Here is a 26,087-nt window from a genome sequence, read left to right on the forward strand (position 1 = left end):
TTTTGGGGTAATAGCTCCTTTATAAAACTCCTGAAAACCTAACTCAATCCCCATAAGAACCTCACCGGTTCCGTGCAACATCGGTTTCATCGTTCGTGCTTCGCACGCAACGGAAACCTAGTTGTTAGCGGAAGTTTTTTATCCATTCAATACTGTTTTCAGACATTTTTTTGTACTCGTGTCCTACGCTCTTTATTGTATCAATCTTCCAATTAAAAGTCAAATTATTTTGGTCAGCATATTCTTTAGCAGCATCAAAAAAATTTGCACCTCTTTCAAGTCTGTTTTGCCCTTGTTTCATTGCCAAATCTGTGGAAGTAAATGTTCCTAAATTTGCATTATTGTCTAATTCACCTGTCAGCAATATTAACTGTTTTGAAAAGGAATTTTTAATCTTATCATTTTCCAGTTCAATATTTTTTATTCCATAAGGATAACTTAGCGATTTATCTAGAAAAGTATATAGTCCAGCATTGGCGGCAATAGCTGTTTCAATTCGAGCTTCGGGATATAGTAATACCATTCTGTGAACGAATTGTCCGCCAGCCGAATGCCCAAAAATATCATACCTTTTATTAGTGATGCTATTGGTCGTCTTTATATGGTCAAAAATGTTCTCGATTACTTTGAACGCCCAATTGTCTTTTGAATTTTTAGATCCAAAAAATGTAAAAAGGTTTCCGTCTTGATAATCATTGGTAGTATACTTGGCTAAAGAATTTTCAAACTCAGGAGCTATAATCAGGAGATTATTTTCTTTTGCTAAATCTTGCCAGACATCTAAATAGTCTTCAGCATTTCTACCGCCACCATGCATCACAAAAACTATTTTGTCATTGTCAGCCCATTTTTCTGGTTTAAATGTCCAAACTCGTATTGATTTCTTTTTACTGTTATTATAAGCATAAATTACGAATGCGTCTTTTCCAGTTTTTAAAGGTTTTACTTCTGTTATAACGGGGCCTTTAGGCAATACATATAGGTAAACATATCCACCAATTACTAAAATGGAAATGAATATTATACTATAGATTATTAGTTTTTTCATTACGTTCAAATATCTTCTTGATTTAGTCTTAGTCATTACGTTTTTACTAAGATGGTTCGTTAAAATTTCCGCTAACTTATTTATTTATGAACCTTTGGTGCACATATCCAACCGTTTTCGGGTGGATATGTGTACTTTTGGTATTACTTTTTAAAGGTCATCAAATGGACTTTTTACTTTTTGGAGACTTTTCTGGCTCACATGGGTATAGATTTCAGTCGTTTTGCTTGAACTATGCCCCAATAACTCTTGAATAAACCTGAGATCCGTCCCGCTTTCCAGGAGATGGGTGGCGTAGCTGTGTCTTAGCCAATGAAGAGTCACTGGCTTCTTGACCCTGGCTTTACTCAATGCTGTTTTCAATACTTTTTGCAAACTTGCTTCACTATAGGCTGTATTCTTTTTACTGCCTTCAAATAAATAGCTTTCTGGCTTTTCTATTAGGTAATACGCTCTGAGCATTTCGATGATCTTGTCACTGATCGGTACCATTCTGTCCTTTGCACCTTTCCCTTTATTGATTCTTAACATCCCTCTTTTGGAATCCACGTCTTCTAGTTTGAGATTCAACAGCTCACTTCTCCTTAGTCCACAAGCATAGATGAGGCTGAGCATCGTCCGATGCTTTACATTTTTGTGCGCTTGGAGTATATCTTTCACCTCTTCTTTGCTGAGTACATGGGGAAGCTGTTTGGGTTTTTTGGGTCTTTCGATCTCTATAGGTTCGAGCTTACGTTTTTGTTTGTTTGAAAAATACAGCTTTACCGCATTGATCACCTGCGACTGGAAGCTAACTGAATATTTCCTTCTAAGAATATAATTTTGATGGAAATTTTCCAAATCCTCTGTCTGGATTTGTTCCGGTGGTTTATTGTGCAAAAAGCGGAAAAACAGACTAAGATTCTGGCTGTAGGTTTTTACGGTGGATTCTGCATAGCGGGTATGCTGCATCCAGGCAGTGAACTTTCTGATTTCTTGGTATAAGTCCGGTGCCAATTCCGGGAGATTAGCTGGTAATTGTTCTGCTATAATACTAGTATAACCCGTATAATCTATCCAGGCCTTTCCTTTGAACAAGCGCAGAAGCTCCTGCAAAATACCTTCTGAATAGGGAAATAGCCATGCTCTTTGTTGGGAATTCCAAGTTGCCATGGGAAGGGTTTTGATCAAAGATATCAGCTCTTGATCATAGTCGAACCGGACAATGGCTATTGCCTTCTTTTTCCAGATACAGGATGTTACAAAAATTTTTCTCATGGTCACAAAAAATGTATATGATGTTATAAAAAAATCTATGAAATGCCTAATTTCTTATCGTGTTTTTGAAGCATTTGGGATGCCTAGGTCTCAGCTTCTAATGCAATGTGCGCAAACAATTTCATTCTTTTCCCAAGTTGTTTGAACCTGAATTACCGAAATCGGGTTTTCCAATCCAAACACATTATTTTCATGGCAAGAACAGCGGAACGCAAAGTGACCATGGGGCAGGTCTTCAAGACTATTATTTGGCCCCGCCGAAAACATTTATTTTTAGGTCTCTTTTTGATAATTATATCCCGGTTGGCAAGCCTTGTCCTTCCCGGAGCAAGTAAGATACTCATCGATGAGGTAATTCCCTCCAATGACCTGACTATGCTCAAGTGGCTGATCGGAGGCGTGGTGCTGGCGATTGTGGTGCAGTCGGTCACTTCTTATGCGCTGACCCAGATACTCAGCGTGGAAGCTCAAAACCTGATTTCCAAACTTAGATCCCAGGTTCAGGCACATATTATCAAGCTTCCCATCCGCTTCTTTGACAATGCCAAAACCGGGGAACTGGTGTCCAGAATCATGACTGATGTGGAGGGAGTGAGAAATCTGGTGGGAACAGGTTTCGCCCAGATGATCGGGGGGATTTTGACCGCAGTTATATCTCTTTTCCTTTTGATCAGCATCAGTCCTATGATGACCTTGTATGTACTGTTGCCGGTGGTGGTTTTTGGGCTGATATCCCTAAAGGCTTTCGGAAGGATTCGTCCTATTTTCCGCGAACGCGGCAAAATCAATGCCCAGGTCACAGGAAGGCTGACGGAGACGCTTGGGGGAATCCGGGTCATCAAAGGCTTCAATGCTGAGCAGCAGGAGATCAATACCTTTGCCCAGGGAGTGGATGAACTCTTTCAAAATGTAAAGGCAAGTTTGACAGCTACCAGTTTCGTGACCTCTGCCGGGGCTTTATTGCTGGGGTTGGCCTCTGCGGGGATTATGGGAATAGGAGGCTATATGATTATGCAGGGCGAGATGACCTTTGGGGATTTCCTTGCCTTCACGCTTTACCTGGGTTTTATGATAGCGCCCATCGTGCAGATGTCCAATATCGGAAGTCAGCTTACGGAGGCTTTCGCGGGCTTGGACCGTACGGAGGAAATCATGAATACGCCGCTGGAGGCGGATGACCGTACCCGTACGCTGGTTTTAAAGGAATTCCGAGGCGACGTTAGATTTGAGAATGTTTCCTTTGCCTATGAGGAGAATAAGGATGTGATCAAAGGGGTGAGTTTTCATGCCCCTGCAGGTTCGGTGACTGCACTGGTAGGCACATCCGGTTCAGGAAAGACGACTATAGCAGGTTTGGCGGCAACTTTTTTGAGTCCGGATTTGGGTTTGATCACACTGGATGGCAATGATCTCCAGCAGGTCACGTTGGATTCTTTCAGGTCCAGGCTAGGCGTAGTCTTACAGGATGATTTTCTGTTTGAGGGGACGATCAGGGAGAATATTCTTTTCCCACGGCCAAATGCCAGCGAAGAGGATCTACAAAAGGCGGTAGTGGCCGCACATGTGCAGGAGTTTACGGATAGGTTTGAGGATGGACTGGATACCTTGATAGGTGAGAGGGGTGTGAAGCTCTCCGGTGGACAGAGGCAGCGTATAGCCATTGCAAGGGCTATTTTGGCAGACCCCAGAATATTGATTCTGGATGAGGCTACTTCCAATCTGGATACCGAATCAGAGACGTTGATCCAAGCGAGTTTGAAGGAGTTGATGAAAGGCAGAACCACTTTTGTAATAGCCCATAGATTGAGCACAATCCGTCAGGCCGACCAGATTCTGGTAATAGAGCAGGGAAATATCGTGGAGCGTGGCAAGCATGATGACCTGATTGCTTTGGAAGGACGATATTATCAGTTGTACACCTATCAGTCGAGGATTTAGGGGGTGTTGGATGTCGGGTGACCGATGTCCGATGAAGACCGAAGTCAAAAGTTAGAAATCTGAAATCGAGAAAACAAGGTTTAAAAGTGTCTTAAGAAAAACGTTCCTCACTCGGCATCTTTGTCATTCTTCAAGGACTCTATATCGCCTATGTCTTTGGCCCGCCCGGTAGCTTCTTTATTTTTGATGAAATCGAGCATGACTCAAGCGTCACACGCTGAGATGATTATAGTGCATGCGAGATTCCATATGATCTATAAAAATCAAATTATAAACATATGAAATCCAATAGATTAATAAAATTAACTTTCAGTTCGTCTATCGATGTGGTGATTTTTTCCTTATATGCCGATTCGAATTCTACACCTGAAATTGAATTTAAAATATCAATCCTAAGGGGTGGATAGCCAAGTTGGGTTACATATCCATCTTTTAAAAAATCAGCAGTAGACAATCCAAGAGATCCGAATCCAAAGTCCTTCAGAACATTCACTAGTTTAGAGGCGTTTTCAGGTTTGGGATTGATCCAAATATCAAGATCTCCTGTGTGTCTAGGGCGACCGTGATATGCGAGCGCATGAGCTCCAATGATCAAATATTCAACATTGTATTTATTGAGCAATTCAATAAAATCAACAAAATCTTCTTCAAAAATCATAGTTTTTTGAAGTGGACAACCTTTTCGATTTTAGAAGGGTAAAAGCCATTGACCCACGTGAAATAGATTTTTCGTAAGCGGTAAACTTCAGCAAGCCTTTCAGAAGAAGGTCTATCTAGCCAGAAAGCAATGTCTTTTCGGTCTTCTTCGTCAAGTTTACTTTGAGTCGCTACCAAGGCTATTTTCCTTACTTTTTCCATTTTTTTATGACTCTATAACTCACCTAAAATACAAATAACTCATCAGAATTCGGAGAAATTAATGGTTATTATGGGTTATATCCCCCTAATTATCTCCACCACCTGGGCGATATGTTCTGCCTGATAGAAATTGTCATGGGCAACTTCATGCTCGATTGTCTCATGCTCCCAAGTAATGTGAAATGGAATATGGATGGCGTGGCCTCCAAGTTCCAATACGGGAAGTACATCTGATTTCAGGCTGTTTCCCATCATCAGAAACTCCTCTGGAGAGACATCTAGATGCCTGACTAGCTTCGCAAAATCAGCCACTCTTTTTTCACTCATGATCTCAATGTGATGGAAATAATGGTCCAGTCCTGATTTATTGAGTTTCCTTTCCTGATCTACCAGATCTCCTTTGGTAGCCATGACCAGACGATAACCGTCATGCAATTCTGCCAAGACTTCCTCCACTCCGGGAAGGATTTCCACTGGCTTTTGCATCATGTCATAGCCGATTTCCAGGATTTTATCGATCAGCTTTACGGGGATTTTATGGTCCGAAATCCGCATGGCTGTCTGGATCATCGATAGCATAAAGCCCTTAATTCCGTAGCCATACAGACTGAGATTTTCTATTTCCGTGCGATAGAGTTCTTTTATGCTGCTGTGCCTCGGCATAAAATCCTCCATCAAACTCCCAAATTCCTCCTCCGCCTCACGAAAAAACGGTTCATTGACCCAGAGGGTGTCGTCTGCGTCGAAAGCGATTACTTTGATCATTTTTAAAGTTGTAATGTTTTAAAGTTGGCGGTTGAAAAGTTTTTCAGAGCTAAACGATTATCATAAGACAACCTTCAACACACCCGCCACCGGTCATTTCTTTCATCTCCTGTTTCTCCTCCTACTTCCAACCTCCCTACTTCCTACTTCAAATCCTCCAGCCAATCCAGCAACACCTCTCTCCAGTCCGCCACAGCACCTTTGCCCAGCCCAAAACCGAATCCATGTCCTCCCGTGGGATAGATATGAAGGGAAGCGGGCACCTGATGTGCATGCAGGGCTTTGTAATAGAGAAAACTGTTTTCTATAGGAACCCCACTATCGTCTTGTGCATGCACCAGGAAAGTGGGGGGAGTCTCAGGATTTACGTTCAGCTCCCCGGAGAAGCGGTCTATCAGTTCTTGGCTTGCGTTATCACCGATCAGATTTTTTCTGGAACCGGAATGCGCACTCGCATCCCGGAATGAGATAACGGGATAGGCCAAAATGGAGAAATCAGGACGGGCAGAAAGTGCATCGATGGCATCTTTTGATCTCTCAACTTCATGCGCATATTGGGTACTGACCGTTGAGGCCAAATGGCCTCCGGCAGAGAAACCCAGCACCCCGATTTTGGCGGGGTCTATCATCCATTCCGCTGCATGATGTCTGGCAAGACGCACTGCACGCTGCGCATCCAGCAGGGGAACTTCCTTCGCATCTGTCAGGGATTTGGAATCAGGGAGTCTGTATTTGACCACGATTCCCACGATCCCCTGTGTATTCAGCCACTTGGCAAAGTCTCTCCCTTCCCAGTCGTAAGCCAGAATATGATAGCCTCCCCCCGGAAAAATCACCACGGCCTGGCCGGTACGCACTTGCTTGCTTGGCAGGAAAACCTCGATCTGAGGGATCTGTACGTTTTCTATACGGATGATTCCCTCTTCGATTGCTTTCTCCTCCAATCCCATGTCATTTTGAAGGGGAGGGGTTCCTTCCCATAGTGGAAGGACGATTTCTTGGGCATTTACGATCATGCTACACATGATAAGGCTGATTGCTAAAAGGTACTTTTGCATAGGTGTTATTTTAGGCGTAGAATTCAAATATCTTTTCCATCAGTTGCCAGCGCCAATTGTCCGGGGTGCCGGGCAGATTGGTCTGGTATTGTCCGAGAAAAGCTTCCCATTCCTGGACTTTTTCGTTGGCATTATCCAGTGCGGCTTTCTTTTCGAAAGTAAAGTTTTCATCCCCGACCAGTATCATGCTCAGTCGGTGTCGCCAGCGGAAGATGCTCATTTGCAGGATGCCAGCTGCCCGGATGCTTTCGATGATTTCGGGAGCCACGGCTTTATGGCATTCCACATAGGCTTGAATTGCCTCTTCCTCATCTTTCAGGTCGCAGATCAATACAAAGGTTTGGGTTTTCATGGTTCTATTTTAATGACTATTTTAGTTCAAGTCTTCAGGCTTGGACTTATCGTAAAGCCGTCTTCTGACTGCAAGGCTTTTAATTGGCAGTCTGAAGACTGCCATTTTCACCGGCACAAGTCGTGAGACTTGCGCCAAATTGTTGTTGATTAATCTTCCAATCTTCCAATCTTTGAATTACTCAACCTTCCAGCTTTACCACCCTCTTAACCCTCAAACTAAAGAGCAACACCATCACAAAGCAGGCTAAAGGAAGAATGAAAGAGAAATTCACTTCAGGAACACCTAAGATCAGTACATCATCATACCCAGCACCACCTATGTCCAAGATCATTCCCTGAAGCGTTGGCATAATTGCCCCGCCTACAATGGCCATGACCAAATAAGCAGCCGCAAACTTTGAATCCTCACCGAGTCCATCTAAGGCGATTCCGTATATCGTGGGAAACATTAGGGACATGGCGAAGGAGATGGCCACTAAGGAATACAATCCGTTCATGCCTGGAAGAAAAATAGTCCCGGCAGTGAAGATTACGGCAAGTCCTGAAAAGATACTCAGCAAGTTGGTGGGAGAAATGTATCGTAGCAAAAACGTGCAGACCCATCTGCCCCCTAAGAATACAACTAAAGCAGTATAGCCATAATTGACGGCGTCCGCATTGGATATCCCCAATACTTCAGCATACTGGTAAATATAGGTCCAAACCATAATTTGGGCTCCCACATAAAACATCTGCGCCAGCGTGCCTTCCACAAAGTTTCTGTTTTTCAGCAGACGACTCATGGTAGCACGGAATTCCACCTTTCCGGTTTCCTTGTTTTCAGGCATTTTCACCAAGGCAATAACCACCAAAATGGCAATGACGACCAGGCCTAATATCACATATGGATTTCGGATAACCATCAAATCCGCAGTACGGATCACGGCTTTTGCAGACTCGTCCAGGGAAGTGAAAATGATGTTTCCTGCTTCATCGGTCGCATTCGATTGAAGGGCGTTCAATATAAATTGCTTGGCCACAAACAGTCCGGCCAATGCTCCCATTGGGTTGAATGCCTGAGCCAGGTTCAGACGCTGGGTGGCGGTGGCCTCAGGCCCCATAGACAAAATATAGGGATTGGCGGTAGTCTCCAAGAAGGCCAAACCAAAAGTCAGAATATAGAGAGAAGCAAGGAAAAAACCATAGCTCTCCCAAGCGGCGGCCGGATAGAAAAGCAAGGCTCCAAAGCCGTAGAGCCCTAAGCCCAGAAGTATGCCCTTTTTATAAGAGTATTTCTTGATGAAAAAAGCCGCAGGCAAAGCCATGGTAAAGTATCCACCATAAAAGGCCATCTGTACCCAGGAGGCCTGGGTATTGTTTAATTCCAGCACCCGCTTAAATGCCGCCACCATGGGATTGGTGATGTCATTGGCGAAACCCCAGAGTGCGAATAGAGAGGTGATTAAGATAAAGGGGAGAACGAGTTTTTTTGGGACTAATGCAGGTTTTTGGGTCATGGCTGGGATTTAGGTTAGTTGGGATCCAAGGTTACAAAGCCCTGTCAAGATGGGTGTATCCACCATCTACGAACAGGTGTTGTCCGGTGATATGGGCGGCTTTATCAGAAAGCAGGAAGATGGCCATTGAAGCGATTTCCTCAGGAGTGGTCATTCGTTTTCCCAATGGTATTTTTGCTGTAATGGATTCCAGTTTGGCTTTTGGATCTTCAAAAGTATTGATCCAGTTTTCGTAAAGTGGTGTGTAAACTTCGGCAGGAATGACAGCATTCACGGTGATCTCGTAGGGGAGAAGTTCTACTGCCCATTCACGGGTGAGTGAGAGCTGGGCACCTTTTGCAGCGGTATAGCCAGAAGTGCCTCCCTGGCCGGTCACAGCGGTTTTGCTGCTGATATTGACAATGCTTCCCTTGGATTTTTTGAGAGAAGTCAAGGCAAAATGGGCCAGATGGTAGTAGTGGTTCAGGTTTTTGGTCACGGATTTCTCGAACGCTTCCGGGCTTCCGTTTTCCAGTCCCACGCTATCGTTTGCTCCGGCGTTGTTGACCAGTCCGTCTATTCTTCCGTATTTTTCAAGCGTAAGTTTTACTACTTTCTCTGAATCGGCAGCTTCGAACAGCCGGATGGGAATCTGAAAAGCTTCTCCCAAAGCAAGGATTTCCGCTCCTTCTTTTTCCGAAGGATCAATCATCACCGGAATAGCTCCTTCTGCTATCAATCCTCTGGAAATCGCTCCGCCGATGCCTTTTGCGCCTCCGGATATTAGGATGACTTTATTGGTTAGGTTTAGGTTCATTTTATACTAATTTCTTTTGTTCTATTCTAGCTTTCGCCTCTATCAATGCTTGGTGAAGCTTGGCTTCTAATTCACTTTTCGCAGGTAATTCGGTCCAGTATTCTGAAACTATAATCCCGTCCTTTCCCATTTCAAGTAATTCTATCTGTTCATTGCTTTTTTCTGCGCATAGGATTAAGCCAATTGGAGGATTTTCACCTTCCTGCTTTTCGTACTTATTGAGCCACTTAAGATAGAGCTCCATTTGCCCTTTGTAGGCGGGTTTGAATTTGTTGAGTTTTAACTCTACAGCGACCAGGCGCTTTAATTTTCTGTGGAAAAACAATAGATCTATATAAAAATCCACACCGTCTAGTATGATTCTTTTTTGCCTTTCTACAAAAGCAAAGCCTTTACCGAGCTCTAAAATAAAATGTTCTAATTCTGTGAGAATTGCTCCCTCTATATCGTTTTCTAAGTATCCTTCTTTTAGTCCAAGAAAATCCAAAAAGTAAGGATCCTTGAAAGTAGACTGTATTTCCGAATCAGTTTCTGATAATTGTATTTGAGCTATCTCTTTGCGTTCAAAAGCCTTTCTTTCTATTTGGTTTCTTAGTTCTCTTTTACTCCAATTTGATTCAGCTGATTGTAAGCAATAGAACATCCGGGCTTGATGGTTTTTAATAGGAATAAGGATTGTAAAATGAGACCAGCTTAATTGTCGTGCCAGTGGTGCGACAATTTGAAAATCCGGAAAAATCTCGGCAAACTGTATCATTCTTCTCAAATTTTTTTCCTGAAAAGACTTCCCATATGCATTTGCTAATTGAGAAGCTATTTTAGGAATAATCTCTTTTCCGTATTCTGCGCGTTGATTTTCGAGAATGTGCGTGTTTATTCTATGTCCTATTTGCCAATAGACCAGCGTAAGTGTACTGTTAACTTGAGCAGCAATTTGACTTTTACCATTTTCAATGATGCTTGCCAAATCCTTCAACAGCAGATTGGTGTCTTGTGCTTTCATACTATAGCTCCTGGCTTTTTACTGAGATTAGCATAATGAAATGTAATTACCTTAATTGTCGTGACAGTGGCACGACAATTCGATAATCTTGAAATACGTTCACAACCTGAATCAATCAGCATTTTTTCTTTTTCAATGTAGAAAATATTTCCATTTCAATTCGTCCCCTAGCTGGGGGCTAATTGGCACAATCAAAATCAAGTTGTTTTAACAGCCCAGATATAATTTATGTAATCCCATAAAATCCCTCCGCCGTATTTCCCATAATGGCTTCCTTCTCTGACTTGGAAAGTCTGTCCGTAAACCGCTCGATTATTTCCAATACCTGCTCATATTCTCCGGCAATCTTGCAGACAGGCCAGTCGCTGCCAAACATCAATCGTTTTGGGCCGAATAACTCCAATGCTACTTCCAGATATACTTGAAGATTTTTTGGAGTCCACTGTTTCCAGTCAGCTTCTGTGATCATCCCGGACACTTTGCAGAAGATGTATTCCCGCTCGGCAAGTGGTGCCAGTTCCTTTTTCCATTCCCGCCAGATCCCTAGTTTGATGTTCGGTTTGCCGATATGATCAATCACGAAAGGCTGCTCAGGTGCTTTTTTGACAAACTGTAAGGCTGCTTCCAGTTGATTATGGAAAATCAGAATATCATAAGTGTATCCTCGCTTTCCGATTTTTTCTATGCCTCGGATAAATTCTTTCCGGAGCATATAATCCACAGGTTTTGCCTGCAAGATCTCGCGGTAACCTTTGAGTTTTTTTTGCGAAGCAAACTGATCCAAGTCCTTATCCAAATCATCGCTTCCCAAGTCTGCCCAGCCCACTACCGCTTTGATCTGCTCGTGCTCTTCTGCCAGATCCAGCAAGAAAGCTGTTTCCCGAAAACTCTCATCAGCCTGCACCGCTACACATCCGTCGATCTTGTGCTCTTCCAAAATCGGGATAAGGTCATCCGGCAGGAAATTACGCTGGATCACCTTCATTTCGTCGGTGATCCAGGCGTGCTTTTGCGGATTGTATTTCCAGAAGTGCTGGTGTGAATCCAGTCTCATGCTTCAGGGTCGTTGATGGCTATTTGTTTGGCCTCTCCCAGTCCCTCAATTCCCAATTCTACCACATCTCCTTCTTTCAGGTAGGTAGGAGGGGTGAGGCCTAGCCCGACACCTGCCGGAGTACCTGTAGAAATAACGTCTCCCGGCAGCAAGGTCATGTACTGACTTAGGTGCTCGATCAGTTCGGGGATGTCAAAAACCAAATCAGAAGTATTGCTGTCCTGAAGCATTTTCCCGTTCAGTTTCAGCCAAAGTCTCAAATTGTGTGGATCTTGGATTTCTGTTTTGGTTACCAATACAGGGCCTAGAGGAGCAAAGTTGTCCGCACTTTTCCCCTTTACCCATTGTCCCCCATGATGTAGTTGGAAATCGCGCTCGCTGACGTCATTGTGTACGCAGTATCCAGCCACATATTCCATCGCATTCTCCTTGCTCACATATTTCGCCCGTTTCCCGATGACCACTGCGAGTTCTACTTCCCAGTCGGTTTTTACCGAGTTTTTAGGAATTAAAATGTTGTCAAAAGGCCCACAAAGAGAAGATGTGGCTTTCATGAAAATAATCGGAACCTCAGGAACCGCCATGCCTGATTCGATGGCATGCTGTCGGTAATTCAACCCAATACAGATGATTTTTGAAGGCCGGGCGATAGGTGGGCCCAAGCGGGAACCGGCAGGGATTTCATTGAGGTTTTCTTGATTGGCGTGAAGCCATTCCTGAAGCCTTGCGAGTCCATTATTAGTGAAAAAATCTTCGTTCCAATCTTCCTTGAACCCTGAGCAGTCCAAGTACTTTCCGGACGCACTTTGGATTCCTGGTTTTTCTTTGCCGGCTTCGCCGAATCGTATAAGTCTCATTTTTAAGTATTAAGTAGTTAGTGTCAAGTATTAAGACTCAGGGTATTAGATCCAAGAGTCAAGAATTAAGAAGTTAAAGTTAATATTCATGTCGAGCTAAATAGAAGCGTTGACGTCGTAAATCTCAATTCGTAAATCCCAAATCCCCTCACATTTTAAGCCCCAAAAACCCTCCGTCAATAGGAATATTGGTCCCGGTGATAAAGCTTCCGGCATCTGAGCTCACGAAATAGGCGAGTTCTGCGATTTCTTCTGGGGTGGCCATTCTGCCAATCGGCTGGGTTGCGGCCAGTTTTTCAAACATTTCTTTTTCCTGTCCCGGATAATTTTTGGCCAAAAAGCCATCCACAAAAGGTGTATGAACTCTCCCCGGAGACAGGCAGTTGCAGCGGATGCCATCGGCTACATAATCTCTGGCGATGCTGAGTGTCATAGAAAGTGCTGCCCCCTTGGTCATACTATAGGCGAAGCGATCTGGAATCCCGATGGTAGCCGCCACCGAGGCCATATTCAAGATGGATCCCCCACCGTTTTGCTTCAATTTCGGAAGTGCTGCTTTGGTGCAGTTGAACATCCCTTTCACATTGACCTGGAACACCCGATCAAAATCCTCCGGACTTGTGTTTTCCACTTTTCCGATATGGGAAACTCCGGCGTTGTTGATCAGTGTATCTATTTTTTCCGGAATTGAGTTGACCAAGGCTTCTGTTTCTACAAGATCTGCTACACTTCCACACAGAAAAGTCACATCTAAGCCTTTGTCCCGCTCTTTCTGCGCTACTATTTCACCCACTTCCGGATTGATATCGATGAAGTAAACCTTGGATTCTTTGGCCGCAAAAAGCTGAACCATAGCGAGTCCGATTCCGGAAGCCCCGCCTGTGATTAATACTGTTTTGTTTTTCATAAGCTTTGCAAAGTGGAAAATAGGGTGTTTGACCTAGACTCCCAAAATAAATTTCCATCGATTATAACTTGACTGTTTCTCCGGTTTTCACCGATTCGTCACAGGCAAAGGCGATTTTCAGACTATTCAGCGCATCTTCCAAATGACTTTCAAGATCGATGTTCTCTTGGATTGCCCGGAGAAAGTGACGCTGCTCCCGATTACATAATTCCTGATGGTCGGGTTCGTCTTTGAGATCTATCCACTCATCAGCTTTGGTGAATTTATTCTCGGCATCTATTGCTGCATGGTGTATCCGGATGGATTCGGTTTGCGTATGGGAATCCACATTGTCAGACTTTCCGCCAGCCGAAGCTTCTTTGGCGGTAATGGAAACAGCGCCTTTTGGCCCGAAAACATCTTTTACAAAAAAGGCAGTTTCACTGACCATTGGGCCCCATCCGGCCTCATACCAACCTACTGAGCCGTCTTCAAAGCGGATTTGAAGTTGGCCATAGTTGTAATTATCAGCTGAAATGTCTTCTGTTAGTCTGGCGCCAATGGCAGAAACTGAAACGGGTTTGGACCTGGTCATCTGGCACATCACATCGATATAATGCACCCCACAATCCACAATAGGGCTGAGGCTTTTCATCAGGTTGCGGTGTACGTCCCACATGTAGCCCTGACTTTGCTGGTTGAGATTCATCCGCATCACCAGGGGTTTGCCCATCTTTTCGGCTTCTGCTATAAATCGTATCCAAGATGGATGATGCCTCAAAATGTAACCTACTACTACTTTTTTGTCCACTTCCCGTGCTTTGGAAATTATCCGCTCACAACCTGCTATAGTATCAGCCAAAGGTTTTTCAATAAAGACATGACATCCTTTATCCAATGCTTTTATAGCAAAATCCTCATGGGTGTCAGGATAGGTGGAGATGCAGACTGCGTCTGGTTTGCTGTGTGCAAGTGCTTCATCAAAATCTGAAAACAGCGGGTAATCAGCCTGAAGTTTCTCGTTTAGTTTTCTTTTGGAATCTCCCCGGGAAACCAATCCGCAGATCTCGAATTCAGGGCAATTGTGATAAGCAGTGGCGTGGGCGACTCCCATATTTCCACAGCCGACAACGAGGATTTTGATTGGGGTATTAATGTTAGACATTTTGGGCAACTCTAATTAGCTATATATTATATAAATGCTCAATTCATTCTTTTCCCGATCTCTTCCTTGGATAGATAAATGATATTTACGTCCAAAGTCACGGGTTTAAGTGGCTCATCCGTACTGTCCCTTTTCACCCGGACAATCTGCTCGATCACAGTCATTCCCTGGATTACTCGACCAAAGACCGTATAGTCTCCATCCAGTCTGTGCAATCCTTCGGGATTCTGGACTATATAGAATTGACACCTGGCGGATAGTTTACCGGGATTGTCATCACGACCTGCACCCACAGCTCCATAGACGTGTGTGAGCCCAGGGTCAAATTCCGGTTCCAGCAGGTATTCCGAGTCAGTAAATCCCTCCTCGGGGTCAGGGCAGCCTCCTTGTGCGACGAAATTTGGTATGACACGGTTAAAAGTAAGAGAATCCCAGTATCCTGCCTCTGCCAATTCGATGAAGCTTTGCCGATGATTTGGGGTCCGTTCATCTAGGACGATAAGAATCTCGCCATAGGGTGTGATGATCTGACCTGTGGGAACAGAGTCTTCTTCAGTTTGGGCAAAAACCAACGGGTGATAAGACAAGAGAAACAGTACCAAAATGGGGTGGGGGGATAGCCAGTTCATTGATTCGTGTTAGGGTTTTGGTGGGAAAGATGTGAAAAAGATCCGCTCATTCTTTTGTATAGCAGCCGGAATTGAGGATTTTTAAGCACTGGTGATTTAAATGTAACAAAATGAATCAATTTTCCACTTGGAACGAAAATGAATTGGATAGGCTTTTAGCGCTGAGTAATCTTGGGATAGACTATTATGAGCCTAAGCAGGGATTAGATTTTCTGACCGAATTGGCGGCCAAGGTCTCTGGCACTGAGATTTCATTGATCAATCTGATAGATTCTTTTACGCAGTGGAGTGTTTCCACCTATGGGATAGAAATCAACCAGATGCCCCGAGAGGATTCTGTGTGTCAATATACCATCCAAAGCAATGGTGGGCATGGGTTTGAGGTGGATGATCTGGCCAAGGATATCCGTTTCAAGGATAAGTTTTATGTGGCTGGGGCGCCTAATCTACGCTACTACATGGGGGTGCCGTTGACCTCCCCTGAAGGTTATAACCTTGGGGCTCTATGTGTGATGGATCCCAATCTGATGCGGCTTTCCGATGGAGTGAAGGATATTCTCAGATTGATCGCACAGCAGATTGTGGACCGTTTACGGGTAAACAACATGGTGGTCAACCTGAAGGCTAAATGCACTGCATCAGAACTGAATCAAAAAAAGCTCGCCCATGATATCCGAGGACCCATCGGCGGGATTTTAGGTTTGTCAAATTTAATGTTGGATGAGGAACAAACCCTGGAAAGGAGTGAAATGGAGGAGTACGTAGGGATGATTAGGCAAAGTAGTCTTTCATTATTGGATCTGTCAAATGATATTCTTGGTAGGGAGTTGAGAGGGGACTCCAGGAAGGTTCCACAATTAGGTGAAGATGAAACCAACTTGGTCAAGCTAAGAGATACGATAGTACAGCTTCTGACCCCTCAATTGAGGGTGAAAAAGATCAACTTTGAAGCTTTGGTCGATGAGGAGAATAAATATGAATCATTCTCTAAATTGTATGTTTTGCAGATCTTAGGCAACTTATTGTCCAATTCCATTAAGTTCACGGAGACTGGTGGCCTTATAGTCCTCAATCTCAAATTGATCAGAGAGCAATTTGATTTGATACTGGCTATAGAAGTATCTGACACGGGGCTGGGAATGTCCCAGGAGAAAGTAGGGGAGATCTTACGCGGTGAAATCCCCAGTACCCAAAAAGGTACCGGAGGCGAACAGGGATTCGGACTTGGCTTAACCCTGGTAAGCCAGTTGGTGAAAGAAAAAAATGGAAACCTGCAAATCCATTCAGAACCTGGAAAAGGAACGAGCTTTAAGATAGAAATGCAGGTCAATTAACTACAGTATGCTCTTTTCGTAGTTATTGACAGGGTTGGCATACATGGCCAGGAAGCTTTTTGTGAGGAATTCATTGTGGGTTTCGATCTTTTGATTCATTCTTTGTAAAAAAGCGTTTTTTTCAGCTTCAGTATAATGTTCAGCGTAAGTTGAAGATTGGCTGAGCTGATCATGGGCAATATAGTTACTAGGCCACAATCGGTATCCTTGCCAGATTTTCCGGTCAATAAGGGCGGCGAGTTGCTCTAGTTTATCCCCTGGGCTCTGTTCACTGGCATTGATGGTTTTCACCTCTTCCTCAAGTATGCCGTTGACTTGTAGATGTATCCGTTTTTTTGTGCCTATTATTCCCCTCAGCAAGTTCAGAAAATCTTCATTCTCGCTTTTCACATACTTCTCATCCCGCGATTTGGCCAGCAATTCAGGCATTTTCAGGACGTCTGTTGGATCATATTCATAGGAGATGGATACAGGTACCAATTTTATTTTCTCGAAAAAACCGAAAGGATTACGACCTTCTTCTGCCAGGGTGAGCATTTTCAAGACCCCACGCTGAGTGGCATCATTTCCGTCTTTTGTCCTGCCTTCTCGCTGGGCCGTCCATACGGATCTGTTCTCGGTGAGCAGGGATTTCCTGATGTATGCAGAAGCCAACTGGGAGCTTTCCAACAATGCCCGTCCTTGTAAGCCCCGTTTGATGGCAAAATTCCGGTTTAGCCGTGACAAGGTATGTAGGAATGGTTTTTGGATTAAATTGTCCCCTATAGCGGAAGTGGTCAGCACCAGCCCATTTTCATACAGACATGCGTTCAGTAGAGAAGTATCTAGAATAATATCCCGGTGGTTGGAGATGAATAGGTATGCTGTATTGGGCTCCAACTGCTCAAAACCACCTGTGCTCAATCCATCAGAGCTTTTCTCCAGGACCTTCTGCACTCCTGGATAAATAAAGTTGATCTGAAAATCCCTTAAAGAATGGGTATGCACCATCAGGTCTTTCCAATGTTCCCTGGTATCGGTAGGAAAGGTGAAACTCATCATGGCCTCCAGCATTGGATCATCTATGATCTTACGTATGGCAGCATTTGCTTCTGCGTCATAAAAAGGCCTGATTGAATCGAACTGAGACATAAATAATTGTTTGGGTGATCTGCAAAAAGCAAAATTATGGGTAGAATTCTAAGTTAAATTGTATGTAAGTAATATAAATCCATCTCAAATTACCTCATCAGGTGTTTCTCCACGAACAATAAATGAAAGGGAAGGGCATCTGTCCAGTACTCCCATGTGTGCGCGCCCGGGCGCTCGGTATAGTCATGGGGAGTCCCGTTTTCCAGTAACAATTGATGCATCTGTCTGTTGGTTTCCAGCAAGAAATCCTCCACACCGCAGTCCATATACAGGGCTATGCCATTCTCCCTCATTTTGTCCACTAAGCCTACCGCTGTGTAGGTGCTGAATGGGGCGTCATAGACCAGATCTTCACCCAGCATCTCTTTTTGCTGAGATTGCCGTAGTTTGCTGAAATCTGCCGGAACTTTCCATAAGCGGGTGTCTATATTCATTACTCCGCTCATACTTGTGGCGGCTATGAACAATTCGGGATGCTTGGCACTGAGCATAATCGCTCCATGACCTCCCATAGATAGTCCAGTGATGGCTCTGGATTCTTTCCTGTTTAGCGTTTTGTATGTTTTATCTATATAAGGAATTAGTTCAGCTGTGATGTAGGTTTCATACTGTACGGAATCCATCACGGGACTGTCAAAATAGTAACTTGAAGGTCCTACTCCCGGGGTGACTATGATCAGGTTGTATTCCTCAGCCATCCGGTTGACCAGGCCAGTTTCAGTGACTTTATGGTGCCAATCTGAAAAAGCCCCACTTCCTCCATGCAAAAGGTAGAGCGTAGGCAACCCGCTAATCCCATCATAAATGGATGGGGTGGTCACGGCGGCCTTAAGTGTTTTGTTCATGGCTTCGCTGAATATCTCAATGGTATCGACTTTTGCCTGGGCAAAAGCCAGTGAGGGGAGAAAAAATGCAAGTGCTAAGAGTTTTCTCATGGTTTGGGATTATGGGATGTCATTGATCTTTCAATACTAGGGATTCTAAAGATAATGGAAGAGTCTGATATCTGGGAATACCAAAAAAAAGGCCTCTCATGAATTGAGAAGCCTAAGTGCGGATGGAGGGACTCGAACCCCCATGCCTCGCGGCGCTAGATCCTAAGTCTAGTGCGTCTACCAATTTCGCCACATCCGCATGTGCTGGAATCGGATGGCAAATGTAGAGAAACATTTTAATTTTCCCCAGAAATTGCCTTGTTTTTCAATTCTATTCACGTTACAAATTTTGAATTGATTCATTTTCAGGTAGTTTATTTTTCCCAAGGATAAAATCTCTGCTAAATAGCTCTTTTTTAAGGGATGTTTTGGTGTGACTCGCACGATCCAGATAAAGTGTTCTTATTGCATTTGGTGCGACCATGTAACATATCGACCGCCTTTCCTGTATTTTGATATTTTTTTTCGCAGCGGGAACTTAACCGGCATTTTTGTGATTGAACGTTCATTCATTATGTTATGGAGATACCTCAGGAAAAGAAAAAACTCATAATAGGAAGTGCGCTGGATCTAATCAATTGTCATGGGTTCCATGGCTGCCCGATGAGCCAAGTAGCCAAAAATGCCGGGGTTGCGGCTGGCACGATTTATACTTACTTCGAAAACAAGGAAGACATGATCTATGCTATCCACGATGAAGTGATGGAACAGATATATGAACAGGTGGCCTTAAAAGATGACCCTTCAAGACCTTTTGAAGAGAGGTTTTTTACATTTTGGGACAATCTCCTCGAATTCTATGAGCAAAATCGGGCTATACAGAGTTTTATAGATCAGTTTGCCAGCTCCCCCTTCAATTCGGAGGATTTCCAGAGCAAGTCCAAAAAGTGGTATTCTTGGACGGGCGAGTTTTTCAGATCTGGTATAGAACAGGGCGCCATTAAGGAAATGAACCCGGTGATTCTTAAAATCTTGGTAAATGAGTCGGCAAATTCTTTGGCAAAAGTGAAGAAAAACTATGCGAACAAACTTACAAAAAACCAGATAGACCTCTCGCCTATACCCTTTATGATCTGGGATGGAATTAAGGCTGTCAAGTAATCTCTTTTATTAAAACCAACTAATAATATTTTGACTATGAGAATAATGAAACAGCGGCTGTTTGCTGGACTCAGTTTACTCTTTTTCGCTGTGCCGGGTTTTGCCCAAGAGGAAGCACCGCTTCCAAAGACTGTACTGACTTTGGAGGAAGTAGTGGACTATGCATTGGTCCAGAGCCCGATCATCCGGCAGGCACTTATCGATCAGGAGATAGGCGATAGGGACATCAAGGCAAATCTGGCAGACTGGTATCCCCAGGTCACCGCTTCTGCCGCCGGAGTGTATAATATCAAACTTCAGCAGCAGATTATCGGAGACCAATTGATCACCTTTGGGCAGCCATATAATTCCAATGCATTGCTGGAGGTGGGTCAGACACTGTTTAACCGAGATCAGCTATTTGCTTCCAAATCCGCAAAATATTACCGCCAACAATTGCAGCAGGTCACAGAGAATGCCCGCATCAACACGGTAGTGGATGTAAGCAAGGCTTTTTATTCCATTCTTCTTTCAGAAGAACAGTTGAAAATCCTTGACCAAAACCTGGACCGTCTGGATAAACAATACAAGGATGCGTACAGCAGATTTGAAGCAGGACTGGTGGACAAGACAGATTATCAGCGGGCTTCGATTGCGTTGACTAACGTAAAGAGTGACCGTAACAGGGTGGCTAATTCTTTTGAGGCAAAATATGATTACCTCAAGCAATTGATGGGATACCCCGATAGCTTGGATTTCACGATTGAATTTGATCTTCAGGCAGAGACCAATAAGGTGGTGGAGGATGTTGCTGATCCTCTGATCTTGGAGAACCGTGTGGAGTATCGCCTTTTGCAGACCCAGCAAACACTGAACGAAGTGCAGACTGGCTATGAACGATGGAATTACCTGCCTCAGCTTTCGGCATATTATCGCTACAACTGGAACTATTTCAATAACAGCTTTTCAGATTTATACAATACGGCTTATCCTGTTTCTTCAGTTGGGTTGAATCTGGCGATTCCTATTTTCCAGGGAGGCAAGCGGGTTCACCGGGTGAAAGCTACGGAACTGCAGGTGGATCGGGGAAGAATTGAAATTGAAAACCTCAGCAATCAACTTCGTACTGAATATAGCGGTGCTCTGGCGGATTTTAACAGCAGTGTATATGAATGGCAGTTGATCCGTGAGAATATGGAAATGGCCGAAGAAGTGTACAACATCATCAAGATGCAATACGACGAGGGCATCAAAGCTTACGTGGAACTGGTAGTGGCGGAGACTGATCTTCAGACAGCACAGATTAACCATATCAATGCTTTTTACCAGGTACTGGAAGATAAGCTCGATCTTGAGCGTGCATTAGGAACCATTAATTAATAAGAACCTCTCTTTCAAATTTTATATCATATGGACTTATCATACAAACTTATAGCTTTTTCGGCATTGGTTTTAGCAGGGTTTTCTTGCGGTCAAAAACAACAGGCAGCGCAACAGTCCCCGCCTCCCACAGCGGTCACGACATATACATTGGAGAAAAAATCCGTGACTGGGCTTGATGAATATCCGGCAACTCTGGTCCCTCTCAATGAAGTGGAAATCCGCCCGCAGATCGGTGGTTATATTACCAATATTTATGTGCAAGATGGTCAGGAAGTTAAAAAAGGCCAAAAGCTTTATGAAATTGACCGTAGCAAGTATGCAGCATCGGTGCAGCAGGCAAAGGCACTGGTACAAACCGCAGAGGCTAACCTAGCCAGATTGGAGAAAGATTACGAACGGTACAAGAGACTGGATGAACAGGAGGCCATCGCGAAGCAGACACTGGATCATGCTGAGACGGAAGTGTTGAATGGAAAGGCCCAGCTGAGCTCCGCCAAAGCACAGTTGGAATCGGTATCCACTGATTTCAATTATTCTGTTTTGGTGGCTCCTTTTGACGGAACAGTGGGGATTTCCCAAGTGAGACTGGGCACGCAGGTTTCTCCGGGACAGCCAATGTTGAACACACTTTCTTCCAATGATCCCATGTCTTTGAATTTTGTGGTCAACGAGCAGGAGATTCCCCGTTTCAATAAACTGTTGAAGGCTGAAGAGAAGCCTGATTCGCTGTTTAGAATCAGATTCAGCGATGGAAGTATTTATCCCTACAATGGCAAATTTACGACAATAGACAGAGCCGTAGGGAGGCAATCCGGTACGATTAGCCTTCGTGTCCAGTTTCCCAATCCTGACCGTGAGCTGATCGCCGGAATGACGGTGAATCTACAAGTCCTCAATGAGGATATTGGGGAGCAGCTGGTGATTCCTTACAAAGCCGTGACAGAACAGATGGGGGAATATTTTGTATATGTGGTGCAGCCTGACAATTCTGTGAAGCAGCAAAATGTGCTACTGGGTACTCAGGTAGAAGGAGGTATAGTGGTGCGAAGTGGATTGCAGGAGGGAGCTAAAATCGTGGTGACAGGTATCCAGAAACTCCGGGAAGGCGCACAGATCACCGAACAGACCGCTGCCCAATAAATTGTTTTTTCAATAAGACTTGATCAATTACCAATGATATCAGACGTATTTATAAAACGGCCAGTAACAGCCATGGTGATCTCGATCGTCATCGTTCTGGTCGGTGTTTTAGCGATTTTGAACCTGCCTGTCACTCAGTATCCTGACATCACTCCACCTGTGGTCTCAGTATCAGCCAACTACACAGGCGCGGATGCGCAGACAGTGGAGCAGACTGTGGCCACACCGATAGAAACCCAAGTGAACGGTACACCGGGGATGGCTTATATTTCCTCCAACAATACCAGCACAGGGCAGATGCAGATGAACGTCACCTTTGAGGTGGGGACGGATATAGATATCGCTACACTTGATGTGCAAAATAGGGTGTCCATTGCCGAGCCTTCGCTTCCGGAGGCTGTCCGTAGATTGGGGGTTACTGTAAGAAAGAGGAATCCTTCCATTATGATGGTGTTGAGCATCACTTCTCCTGAGGGCACTCACGATAGTAAATTCCTTTCCAACTACGCCAATATTTTCATCAAGGATGCCTTACTCCGTGTCAATGGTGTAGGTGATATCACAGCTATCGGGCAGGATTTCAGTATGAGAGTTTGGCTCAAGCCTGATAAGTTGGCACAATATGGAATCACATCCAGAGAAGTGACCGCCGCTATTCAGGAGCAAAATTTGCAAGTAGCCGCGGGTACTGTAGGTAGTATGCCCCAGTATGACACGCAGGCTTTTGAATACCCGATCACTGTGAACGGTAGGCTTGAGAGAGCTGAAGAATTTGATGACATCATTTTGCGCACAAACCCGGAAGACGGCTCTTTGGTTTATCTGAAAGATGTGGCCAGAATAGAGTTGGGACAATTTGATTACGGTAGATATTCTACCTTGGATGGAGAAGAAGCTGCCATTTTGCTGATTTATCAGGCTCCAGGAAGCAATGCCCTGGAAACCGCCGAAGGCGTGTATGCCGCCTTGGAAGAGTTGAAGAAAAGTTTCCCTACGGATATGGCTTATACGGTACCGTTTGAGTCAGTGTCCGTGGTGGAGGTGTCGATCAATGAGGTGATGCACACTTTCGTGGAGGCATTGATTCTCGTGATCGTGGTGGTGTTCTTATTCCTTCAGAGTTGGAGAGCGACTTTGGTCCCTGTTCTTGCGATTCCGGTTTCTATCATCGGTACCTTTATATTCTTCCCCTTACTTGGTTTTACGATCAATACACTGACACTATTTGGTTTTGTATTGGCTATTGGTATTGTGGTGGATGATGCCATCGTGGTAGTGGAGGCTGTGCAGCATTACATAGATTCGAGGAAGATTTCCGCAAAAGAAGCTACCCGCTTGGCGATGAAAGACATCACTGCTCCGGTAATTGCGATTGCATTGATTCTGGCTGCGGTATTTATTCCGGTAGGATTTATCCCGGGTATCGTAGGTAGGATGTACCAGCAGTTTGCGATCACGATTGCGATTTCAGTATTGATCTCAGCATTTGTTGCCTTGAGTTTGACTCCCGCCCTGTGTACCTTGCTTCTGAAACCCTCTGAGGTTAATGAGCACGGAAAAGGGCTGAACAAGTTCTTCTATAAATTTAATCTGTGGTTCGAAAGGACTACAGGTAGCTATACCAATGGAGTGAGGAATAGTATCAAAAGAGCCCCGCTGGTATTGATTCTGCTCATTTGTATTTTCGCGGGCACATTCGGACTATTCCAGACCAAACCTACGGGTTTCTTGCCTACAGAGGACGAGGGACGACTTTTCGTGACCCTTCAATTACCGGAAGGATCAGCTAGTAATAGAACTCAGGCTGTAATGCAGCAGATGAATAAGATACTGGAAGAAACGGAAGGGATCAAATACGTAACAGGTATTGGGGGCTTGAACGTGATCAACTTTTCATTCAAACCGAATGCTGCGACTTTCTTCGTATCCATGGATCCTTGGGATGAGCGAAAAGATCCTTCTTTACAACTTGGAGGAATGTTGGCTACACTGAATCAAAAATTTGCGGCTATCACAGAAGGAAGTATTGTGGTGGTACCGCCACCGGCCATTCCTGGTCTGGGTAGTACCGGCGGATTTAGCTTTATGCTGGAGCAGCGATCAGCTACAGGCGATATCAAGGAGTTTGAAGGAGCACTGGGCCAGTTCCTGGCCGCAGCCAATCAACGTCCTGAAATAGCGATGGCTTATAGTTTCTTTACAGCGCAAACTCCTGGATATCATGTGACTGTGGACAGGGAAAAAGCCAAGAAACTGGGGGTTCCTCTGACAGAAATCTTCACGACCATGTCTAATTACATGGGGAGCTCCTATATCAATGACTTTACGAGGTACGGTAGGAATTTCCGGGTAGTGGCCCAGGCCGATACAGCATATCGGGCAGGGATCAATAATCTGCAGCAATATTATGTAAAAAGCAGCGGGGGAGAATCCGTTCCTTTAAGTGCTTTGGTAAGTTATGAGGTGGTGGAAAATGCTCCAGTTATTTCCCACTACAACCTGTTCCGTTCTGCTGAGGTCAATGGGAATGCCGCTCCAGGATATAGTAGTGGACAGGCACTGGCAGCTTTGGAAGAAGTGGCAGCGCAAACCTTGCCGGCAGGTTATGGCTATGATTTCTCAGGCTTGAGTAGAGAAGAGCTTTCCTCTGGAAATGCCACTATCCTGATATTTTCCCTTGCCATCGTGTTGGTTTCCCTGCTTTTGGCAGCCTTATATGAAAGTTGGTCGGTACCGTTTTCAGTTTTGCTAGCCTTGCCTTTGGGAGCTTTTGGAGCCATCATAGCACTTCATTTCTTACCAAAGTTGGACAATAACGTTTATGCCCAAATTGGGTTGATTACCCTGATCGGGCTCGCTGCCAAAAACGCCATTCTGATAGTGGAATTCGCCAAGGAAAGAGTGGATGCGGGTATGCCGCTGATGCAGGCAACATTGGAAGCGGTGAAACTGAGGCTTCGTCCGATTATCATGACTTCGTTGGCATTTATTCTGGGGGTGGTTCCTTTGGCTATTTCCAATGGTGCCGGTGCTGTGGCTAGACAAACAATTGGATTCACTGTGATCGGAGGGATGCTGGCGGCTACCTTCTTGGCAATCTTCTTTGTACCAGTCTTGTATGTGGTGATTACTAAGATCGCCTACGGCAAAAAGACTTTGGCAGAGCTAGAGGCCAATTATGATCCAAGTAAGCATGAGAATCACTAAGTAGTCTAATTCCTAATATTTAAACGCCCCCGGAAAGCGAAGCGCTTTATGGGGGCGTTTTTTTAAACCGCTGAGGGCACGGAAGGTAATGCGGAGGACGCAAAATTAAAGTTATCCTGCTTCTCCAGAAGCTAGATAGGTGGAGTTTAACTTGGCTACTATTATGTTTTTTTATTTAAGGTCATTGATTATAATATTCTTCGACACATTACCCATGTTTTTATTTAAGTCAGAATAAACAGAGTTAAACATTTCAATAACTTCCAAATAAGATGTATAAGGTGTGTCTCTAAATGTGGTTAATTCGATTCCTTTTAAATTTGGTTCTATTAATAAGAATTCATGAATTCGTTGCCTTGCTTCACCCATAGTCAACGTGTTATTGTCAATTTTGAGTTTACTATCCTTATCTAGCTCAACTTTAATTGTTTGAATATTTGAAGCAGTAGTTTTACCAAATTCCGGTAACCCAAAGTTCAATGATGTCATTGGAGATGCAATACGGTAAAAAGCCAAAAGTGATGACACTTTGGGGAGTGTTAGCTAAACTCTGTCCTTCCCTTCCCTTGGGGTACCCCAAGGGAAGGGAACTAATTAATTAATTTTCTGTATTGATGTCCAGCTTGAGCCTCCCCTCAAATTTAATGGCCAGCTGCTGGACTGTCAAGCCCCAGTTGTGCAAAGGGGAACTCCATTTTTTCTCGATCCGTCGG

24 protein-coding genes and 1 tRNA gene are annotated in these 26,087 nt (G+C 44.3%); 6 read left to right on the forward strand and 19 right to left on the reverse strand.

Translation table 11 applies throughout. The features are described 5' to 3' along the window. Positions 1 to 124 precede the first annotated feature (124 nt). Positions 125 to 1,048, reverse strand: coding sequence for a hypothetical protein (locus tag LZF95_RS25125; RefSeq protein WP_233758185.1), 924 nt, complete (start codon positions 1,046 to 1,048; stop codon positions 125 to 127). Between the two features lie 150 nt (positions 1,049 to 1,198). Next, the gene (gene xerA / locus LZF95_RS25130) at positions 1,199 to 2,305 is read right to left on the reverse strand and encodes a site-specific tyrosine recombinase/integron integrase (RefSeq protein WP_233758190.1); all 1,107 of its coding nucleotides are present in this window, start codon (positions 2,303 to 2,305) and stop codon (positions 1,199 to 1,201) included. 192 nt (positions 2,306 to 2,497) lie between these two features. On the opposite strand from xerA, the gene LZF95_RS25135 reads away from it, so the two are divergent. Further along, a complete protein-coding gene (locus tag LZF95_RS25135; RefSeq protein WP_233758192.1) occupies positions 2,498 to 4,243 on the forward strand; it encodes an ABC transporter ATP-binding protein in 1,746 nt (581 codons plus the stop codon). Between the two features lie 268 nt (positions 4,244 to 4,511). Here LZF95_RS25135 and LZF95_RS25140 read toward each other — a convergent pair whose 3' ends face one another. The 13 genes from LZF95_RS25140 to LZF95_RS25200 all read right to left on the reverse strand — a co-directional run bounded on the left by LZF95_RS25140 (position 4,512) and on the right by LZF95_RS25200 (position 15,164). After that, positions 4,512 to 4,901 (reverse strand): hypothetical protein, encoded by a 390-nt coding sequence (locus tag LZF95_RS25140; protein ID WP_233758194.1) that lies wholly within the window; start codon positions 4,899 to 4,901, stop codon positions 4,512 to 4,514. Continuing rightward, a complete protein-coding gene (locus LZF95_RS25145) occupies positions 4,898 to 5,101 on the reverse strand; it encodes a hypothetical protein (RefSeq protein WP_233758195.1) in 204 nt (67 codons plus the stop codon). The genes LZF95_RS25140 and LZF95_RS25145 overlap by 4 nt, the downstream gene beginning before the upstream one ends. Before the next feature lie 75 nt (positions 5,102 to 5,176). Beyond that, entirely contained in the window at positions 5,177 to 5,866 is a 690-nt protein-coding gene (locus LZF95_RS25150) for an HAD family hydrolase (RefSeq protein WP_233758196.1), read from the reverse strand. Between the two features lie 143 nt (positions 5,867 to 6,009). After that, positions 6,010 to 6,924: an alpha/beta hydrolase gene (locus tag LZF95_RS25155; RefSeq protein WP_233758197.1), complete on the reverse strand. Its 915-nt coding sequence runs from the start codon at positions 6,922 to 6,924 to the stop codon at positions 6,010 to 6,012. 10 nt (positions 6,925 to 6,934) lie between these two features. After that, positions 6,935 to 7,276: an L-rhamnose mutarotase gene (locus LZF95_RS25160; protein ID WP_233758198.1), complete on the reverse strand. Its 342-nt coding sequence runs from the start codon at positions 7,274 to 7,276 to the stop codon at positions 6,935 to 6,937. 181 nt (positions 7,277 to 7,457) lie between these two features. After that, positions 7,458 to 8,774 (reverse strand): L-fucose:H+ symporter permease, encoded by a 1,317-nt coding sequence (gene fucP, locus LZF95_RS25165; RefSeq protein ID WP_233758199.1) that lies wholly within the window; start codon positions 8,772 to 8,774, stop codon positions 7,458 to 7,460. A gap of 31 nt (positions 8,775 to 8,805) precedes the next feature. Continuing rightward, a complete protein-coding gene (locus tag LZF95_RS25170) occupies positions 8,806 to 9,570 on the reverse strand; it encodes an SDR family oxidoreductase (RefSeq protein WP_233758200.1) in 765 nt (254 codons plus the stop codon). A 1-nt stretch (position 9,571) separates the two neighbouring features. Then, complete coding sequence (locus LZF95_RS25175) at positions 9,572 to 10,573, reverse strand: YhcG family protein (protein ID WP_233758201.1); 1,002 nt, start codon at positions 10,571 to 10,573, stop codon at positions 9,572 to 9,574. A 226-nt stretch (positions 10,574 to 10,799) separates the two neighbouring features. Beyond that, the gene (locus tag LZF95_RS25180) at positions 10,800 to 11,627 is read right to left on the reverse strand and encodes an amidohydrolase (protein WP_233758203.1); all 828 of its coding nucleotides are present in this window, start codon (positions 11,625 to 11,627) and stop codon (positions 10,800 to 10,802) included. Beyond that, complete coding sequence (locus LZF95_RS25185) at positions 11,624 to 12,484, reverse strand: fumarylacetoacetate hydrolase family protein (protein ID WP_233758204.1); 861 nt, start codon at positions 12,482 to 12,484, stop codon at positions 11,624 to 11,626. The genes LZF95_RS25180 and LZF95_RS25185 overlap by 4 nt, the downstream gene beginning before the upstream one ends. 148 nt (positions 12,485 to 12,632) lie before the next feature. Continuing rightward, positions 12,633 to 13,391, reverse strand: a complete 759-nt coding sequence (locus LZF95_RS25190; RefSeq protein WP_233758207.1) for an SDR family NAD(P)-dependent oxidoreductase — start codon at positions 13,389 to 13,391, stop codon at positions 12,633 to 12,635. Between the two features lie 61 nt (positions 13,392 to 13,452). Continuing rightward, positions 13,453 to 14,535 carry a Gfo/Idh/MocA family protein gene (locus LZF95_RS25195; RefSeq protein ID WP_233758209.1) on the reverse strand — a complete coding sequence of 361 codons (1,083 nt, stop codon included), beginning with the start codon at positions 14,533 to 14,535 and terminating at the stop codon, positions 13,453 to 13,455. Between the two features lie 38 nt (positions 14,536 to 14,573). Beyond that, the gene (locus LZF95_RS25200) at positions 14,574 to 15,164 is read right to left on the reverse strand and encodes a peptidylprolyl isomerase (protein ID WP_233758211.1); all 591 of its coding nucleotides are present in this window, start codon (positions 15,162 to 15,164) and stop codon (positions 14,574 to 14,576) included. A 110-nt stretch (positions 15,165 to 15,274) separates the two neighbouring features. Between LZF95_RS25200 and LZF95_RS25205 the strand changes: the two genes are divergently transcribed. Then, on the forward strand, positions 15,275 to 16,498 hold the full coding sequence (locus tag LZF95_RS25205; RefSeq protein ID WP_233758212.1) for a GAF domain-containing sensor histidine kinase: 1,224 nt from the start codon (positions 15,275 to 15,277) through the stop codon (positions 16,496 to 16,498). Here LZF95_RS25205 and LZF95_RS25210 read toward each other — a convergent pair whose 3' ends face one another. From LZF95_RS25210 to LZF95_RS25220, 3 genes are all read right to left on the reverse strand, one after another. Then, the gene (locus tag LZF95_RS25210) at positions 16,499 to 17,629 is read right to left on the reverse strand and encodes a 1-acyl-sn-glycerol-3-phosphate acyltransferase (protein ID WP_233758214.1); all 1,131 of its coding nucleotides are present in this window, start codon (positions 17,627 to 17,629) and stop codon (positions 16,499 to 16,501) included. A gap of 89 nt (positions 17,630 to 17,718) precedes the next feature. Further along, positions 17,719 to 18,564, reverse strand: a complete 846-nt coding sequence (locus LZF95_RS25215) for an alpha/beta hydrolase family protein (RefSeq protein ID WP_233758216.1) — start codon at positions 18,562 to 18,564, stop codon at positions 17,719 to 17,721. 117 nt (positions 18,565 to 18,681) lie between these two features. Further along, positions 18,682 to 18,763: transfer RNA gene (locus LZF95_RS25220), tRNA-Leu, on the reverse strand. A 320-nt stretch (positions 18,764 to 19,083) separates the two neighbouring features. Here LZF95_RS25220 and LZF95_RS25225 point away from each other — a divergent pair. Genes LZF95_RS25225 through LZF95_RS25240 form a run of 4 tightly spaced genes read left to right on the forward strand, consistent with a single transcriptional unit; the run spans position 19,084 to position 25,374 of the window. Next, the gene (locus LZF95_RS25225) at positions 19,084 to 19,665 is read left to right on the forward strand and encodes a TetR/AcrR family transcriptional regulator (protein WP_233758217.1); all 582 of its coding nucleotides are present in this window, start codon (positions 19,084 to 19,086) and stop codon (positions 19,663 to 19,665) included. A gap of 36 nt (positions 19,666 to 19,701) precedes the next feature. Continuing rightward, positions 19,702 to 21,024 (forward strand): TolC family protein, encoded by a 1,323-nt coding sequence (locus tag LZF95_RS25230; protein WP_233758218.1) that lies wholly within the window; start codon positions 19,702 to 19,704, stop codon positions 21,022 to 21,024. A 30-nt stretch (positions 21,025 to 21,054) separates the two neighbouring features. Then, positions 21,055 to 22,167 carry an efflux RND transporter periplasmic adaptor subunit gene (locus LZF95_RS25235; protein WP_233758219.1) on the forward strand — a complete coding sequence of 371 codons (1,113 nt, stop codon included), beginning with the start codon at positions 21,055 to 21,057 and terminating at the stop codon, positions 22,165 to 22,167. A 33-nt stretch (positions 22,168 to 22,200) separates the two neighbouring features. Next, positions 22,201 to 25,374 carry an efflux RND transporter permease subunit gene (locus LZF95_RS25240; RefSeq protein WP_233758220.1) on the forward strand — a complete coding sequence of 1,058 codons (3,174 nt, stop codon included), beginning with the start codon at positions 22,201 to 22,203 and terminating at the stop codon, positions 25,372 to 25,374. Positions 25,375 to 25,545: 171 nt separating this feature from the next. Here LZF95_RS25240 and LZF95_RS25245 read toward each other — a convergent pair whose 3' ends face one another. Continuing rightward, on the reverse strand, positions 25,546 to 25,902 hold the full coding sequence (locus tag LZF95_RS25245) for a hypothetical protein (RefSeq protein WP_233758221.1): 357 nt from the start codon (positions 25,900 to 25,902) through the stop codon (positions 25,546 to 25,548). Positions 25,903 to 26,087 lie beyond the last annotated feature (185 nt).

The sequence above is a fragment of the Algoriphagus sp. AGSA1 genome (assembly GCF_021390545.1).
GTDB lineage: Bacteria > Bacteroidota > Bacteroidia > Cytophagales > Cyclobacteriaceae > Algoriphagus.